General features: G+C 33.2%; 7 protein-coding genes. All 7 read left to right on the top strand.

Annotated elements, in window-relative coordinates:
- The coding region (locus tag N5909_RS01430) for a hypothetical protein (RefSeq protein ID WP_271630689.1) at window positions 1–597 on the top strand (597 nt) is incomplete at its 5' end.
- Window positions 598–681: 84 nt separating this feature from the next.
- Window positions 682–888 (top strand): hypothetical protein, encoded by a 207-nt coding sequence (locus tag N5909_RS01425; protein WP_033681691.1) that lies wholly within the window; start codon window positions 682–684, stop codon window positions 886–888.
- The gene (locus tag N5909_RS01420) at window positions 866–1660 is read left to right on the top strand and encodes a hypothetical protein (RefSeq protein WP_051736440.1); all 795 of its coding nucleotides are present in this window, start codon (window positions 866–868) and stop codon (window positions 1658–1660) included. The genes N5909_RS01425 and N5909_RS01420 overlap by 23 nt, the downstream gene beginning before the upstream one ends.
- A gap of 59 nt (window positions 1661–1719) precedes the next feature.
- Complete coding sequence (locus N5909_RS01415; protein ID WP_271630687.1) at window positions 1720–2520, top strand: hypothetical protein; 801 nt, start codon at window positions 1720–1722, stop codon at window positions 2518–2520.
- Between the two features lie 33 nt (window positions 2521–2553).
- On the top strand, window positions 2554–2811 hold the full coding sequence (locus N5909_RS01410) for a hypothetical protein (protein WP_033681693.1): 258 nt from the start codon (window positions 2554–2556) through the stop codon (window positions 2809–2811).
- Window positions 2812–2842: 31 nt separating this feature from the next.
- Window positions 2843–3640 carry a hypothetical protein gene (locus N5909_RS01405; RefSeq protein WP_033681694.1) on the top strand — a complete coding sequence of 266 codons (798 nt, stop codon included), beginning with the start codon at window positions 2843–2845 and terminating at the stop codon, window positions 3638–3640.
- Between the two features lie 9 nt (window positions 3641–3649).
- Window positions 3650–4326, top strand: a 677-nt coding sequence (locus N5909_RS01400) for a hypothetical protein (protein WP_271630686.1), incomplete at its 3' end; no start/stop codon positions are given.

The following is a 4326-nucleotide window of genomic DNA, read 5'->3' as shown; positions in this document are numbered from 1 at the left end:
AAAGTTATTGTTCTAGTGTTACACGATTCTATTGATCTTAAGCTATATGAAGACATGTTAAGAGTTCAATCAGAAAAATCTATTAAGCCCTTTAGGGCAACATATCGTGAGAATTACCAAATTATCCAAGGTCGAGTGGCTTATTTAAAAGGAGATTTTCAAGCTGCCAAGGAAAATATGTCCAAATATGATTTGAAAAAAATTTGGAAGAGATTCAGAACCCCTGCGTTTTTAATATCAAGCTTTGAACTATTAACAGTTTCCATTCATCTTCAAGATGCGCAAGATATTGCTTTCTTTGAGGAACAATTGTCCAAGGCACCAGATTTTAAAGGAGGCAAAGCTACACTTGTTGCTCAAGCCCAAGCCATAAAAGATATTGTGTTCAATAAAGAAGCGAACGACTACTTCGACATTACTGAACCAGAAAGTAAGCTAGCTCGAATCGTGTTTTCTTATTACGGCGCTCTCAATGCCCAATTAAAAGGAGATGAAGCTCGTGCCCGAAGTTTGTTTGAAAGTATCGCCCATGAAAATCCAGAACTCTTTTATGTTCAGGAAGCGAAGAAATATTTAGGAAGTAATAATGTTTCCTAGTACCTTTCGTTTAAATTAAGTAAAAGAGAGTAATCAGATCAAACAAGACTACGCAACAGTTGAATTTACTAACGAGACAGGATTGTGGAAGGTATATCATGGAGAATAGGTTTAAAACTGGGGAAAGAGGTAGTTGCTACAGTTTTTGTTATTGGTACTTTAATTAATGGTGATACAGTTAGTGCATCTACATTTGGCTTTGGAGTCTTGATAGCGATTCTAGTAATTGCGATCGACTTCTTATATTTAAGTTCTACAATGGAGGATAATGGTGAAAGAGATAATAAATAACTATTCGTTGAAAATATCTAGATTTGAAATTCCCAAATTATATAATTTGACAAAAATAGTATACATTTGCTTAATTCCTATAGTTTGCCTATCATTTATAGGCATGGTTGTTGAATTATTTAAAGGTGGGGAAATGAATTTTATGAAATTCATTACTTATACGGTAGTATGTTTTGGGTTTGAGACATTGATTTCATTAAACAATAAACTGGTTAAATTAGCTGTAGATAATATCTTTTTGACAGATATTAATTTCGACAAGCACATAAGTTATTATCGTTATGTAGCTGAACACTCAGTCAAGTCTCAACAACTGTTCAATAATGCAAATTATTTACTAGCTATTGCCCAATCGTCATACTACCAAGGAAAGTTTGAAGAAACACTTGATAATTTGGAACGAATAAATTTTGAGGATAAAAATTTTAATAAGAAATTTGAAATCGAATTATCCACAACTTACTTTAAGATTCTTTCTCTAATCCATGCTGATAAGACAGAGGAAATTTCGCACCAAATTGATATGTTAGCTACATTAAAAGTTCGAACAAATTCTCAGGTTATTAGGAAGACGAATGTAATAAACATAATAAAAGCTATAGAGGATCTTGTTTTAAATAAAAAATCAAACGACTACTTCGACACCACCAAACCAGAAAATAAGTTAGCTCGAATCATGTTTTCTTATTACGGCGCTCTCAATGCCCAGCTAAAAGGAGATGAAGCTCGTGCTTGTAGTTTGTTTGAAAGTATCGCCCATGAAAATCCATAACTCTTTTGTGTTCAGGAAGCGAAGAAATATTTAGGAGCAGAGGAGTAAGAGATTAACATATGAAATTAGTAAAAAAAATAGTAAGTAGGGCGACAGAAAACACTCTTTTACAACTTGATAGGACTATTCTAATTTGCTCAATTATTGGACTTGTTTTGGATGTGATGGCAGTATGCTTAGTATTTCAAAGCAATTTGGAAATATTGGGATTCATATTATTAGTTATTGTCTTTTTAGTTCTCGGCTTTGTATTTTATTTAAGATTTGTATCTAGAAAAGTTATTGATTTAGTGTTAAACGATTCTATTAATCTTAAGCTCTATGTAGACATGTTCAGAGTTCAATCAGAAAAATCTATTAAGCCCTTTAGAGCAACATATCGTGAGTATTACCAATTTATCCAAGGTCAAGTGGCTTATCTAAAAGGAGATTTTCAATCAGCTAAGGAAAACATGTCCAAATATGATTTGAAGAAAATTTGGAAGAGATTCAGAAACCATGTGTTTTTAATATCAAACTTTGAACTATTAAAAGTTTCCATTCATCTTCAAGATGCGCAAGATATTGCTTTCTTTGAGGAACAATTGTCCAAGGCACCAGATCTTAAAGGAGGCAAAGCTAAACTTGTTGCTCAAGCCCAAGCAATAAAAGATATTGTATTCAATAAAGAAGCAAACGACTACTTTGACATTACTGAACCAGAAAGTAAGCTAGCTCGAATCATGTTTTCTTATTACGGCGCTCTCAATGCACAGCTAAAAGGAGATGAAGAGCGTGCCCGTAGTTTGTTTGAAAGTATAGCACATGAAAACTCAGAGCTTTTCCATGTTCAGGAAGCGAAGAGCTATTTAGAAAGATAAAACTGATATAAGTTCTTACCGTACGTCACCTATGTGAAAGAACATAACCAGGTCAAACAAGACTACGCAACAGTTAAAACTACTAATGAGACGGGGGTAAGAACGATAGATCATCTCACTCAAATTTTTAATACAACTGGTGAGGTAGTTGGTATTGCTTTTAATTGGGTTGTAGAGCATCCTAAGGAAGTAGTAATTGGAGTTGTAGTAGCGACTGCATTCTTCTTTGGCGGGGAACTTGTCACAGCTGGAGGTGCTTTACTAGCTTATTTAGCTAGTTTGTTTGTATAAATTAGTTTGTAATTTTTTATAGGAGTTTTTTATGTTAGATAATATTTCTAAGAATATCTCGAATTGGTCATCAATTCGAATCTGCAGTATACTGGAGGTTTTTATTTTATTTTATCTACGTTGGACAATTGTTGCAACAGCAATTAGTTTATTATTCGTAAAATCAACCGTCGTTACTACATTATTGCTCATATTTCTAACATTACTGACTATTATCGTTGTAATAACTCATTTTTTAGTAAATCACGTTGCAGAAGTTATTTTATACGAGCAAGTGAATTTTATAAAATATATTTCTCTTTTAACTGAAACTTATGAAAGGCGGCCTGATAATAAAACAGGGAATTTAAATGCCTTAAATCTGGGTTTAGCTAGGTGTGCTTTCTATCAAGGGAATTTTAGTGAGGCAATCCAATATGCTGAACGAATAAGAGTTAAAAGTTCTAAATTGAATTTGAAACGTATTTATGAACTAAACATCGTATTTATAGAATCATTATCATACCTTCATTTAAGGGAGACGGATGAAATTTCTAAACTTTTAGTTTCTTATGATTGGGAAAAAATTAAAAGAATTGATAAAAATAGAATGTTGGATTTAATTGAACCAGTATCAAAAATACTTAATGGAGAAGTTACAGGCTACTTCGACACCACCGAACCAGAAAATAAATTAGCTCGAATCATGTTCTCTTATTACGGAGCTCTCAATGCTCAGCTAAAAGGAGATGAGGCTCGTGCCCGAAGTTTGTTTGAAAGCATTGCCCATGAAAATCCAGAACTCTTTTATGTTCAGGAAGCGAAAAAATATTTAGAATCAGTGAAATGAGAGTAATATATGAAATTAATTAAAAAAATAGTAAGTAGGGCGACAGAGAATATTCTTCTACAAATTGAGACTATTATTCAAATTAGTGCAGTTGTATCAATATCTATTGGAGCCATAGGAGTTTTTTTAGTTTATCAACCTGCTACAAAAATTTTCGGGCTGATTTTTGTTTCACTAATGTGGCTTCTAATCATCTGGATCTTATACCTACGTTTTGTCCTAAGCAAAGTTATTGTTCTAGTGTTACACGATTCTATTGATCTTAAGCTATATGAAGACATGTTAAGAGTTCAATCAGAAAAATCTATTAAGCCCTTTAGGGCAACATATCGTGAGAATTACCAAATTATCCAAGGTCGAGTGGCTTATTTAAAAGGAGATTTTCAAGCTGCCAAGGAAAATATGTCCAAATATGATTTGAAAAAAATTTGGAAGAGATTCAGAACCCCTGCGTTTTTAATATCAAGCTTTGAACTATTAACAGTTTCCATTCATCTTCAAGATGCGCAAGATATTGCTTTCTTTGAGGAACAATTGTCCAAGGCACCAGATTTTAAAGGAGGCAAAGCTACACTTGTTGCTCAAGCCCAAGCCATAAAAGATATTGTGTTCAATAAAGAAGCGAACGACTACTTCGACATTACTGAACCAGAAAGTAAGCTAGCTCGAATCGTGTTTTCTTATTA

Source organism: Streptococcus gwangjuensis (assembly GCF_028156745.1).
Taxonomy (GTDB): Bacteria; Bacillota; Bacilli; order Lactobacillales; family Streptococcaceae; genus Streptococcus; species Streptococcus gwangjuense_A.
This window is presented reverse-complemented; position numbering and strand designations above follow the sequence as displayed.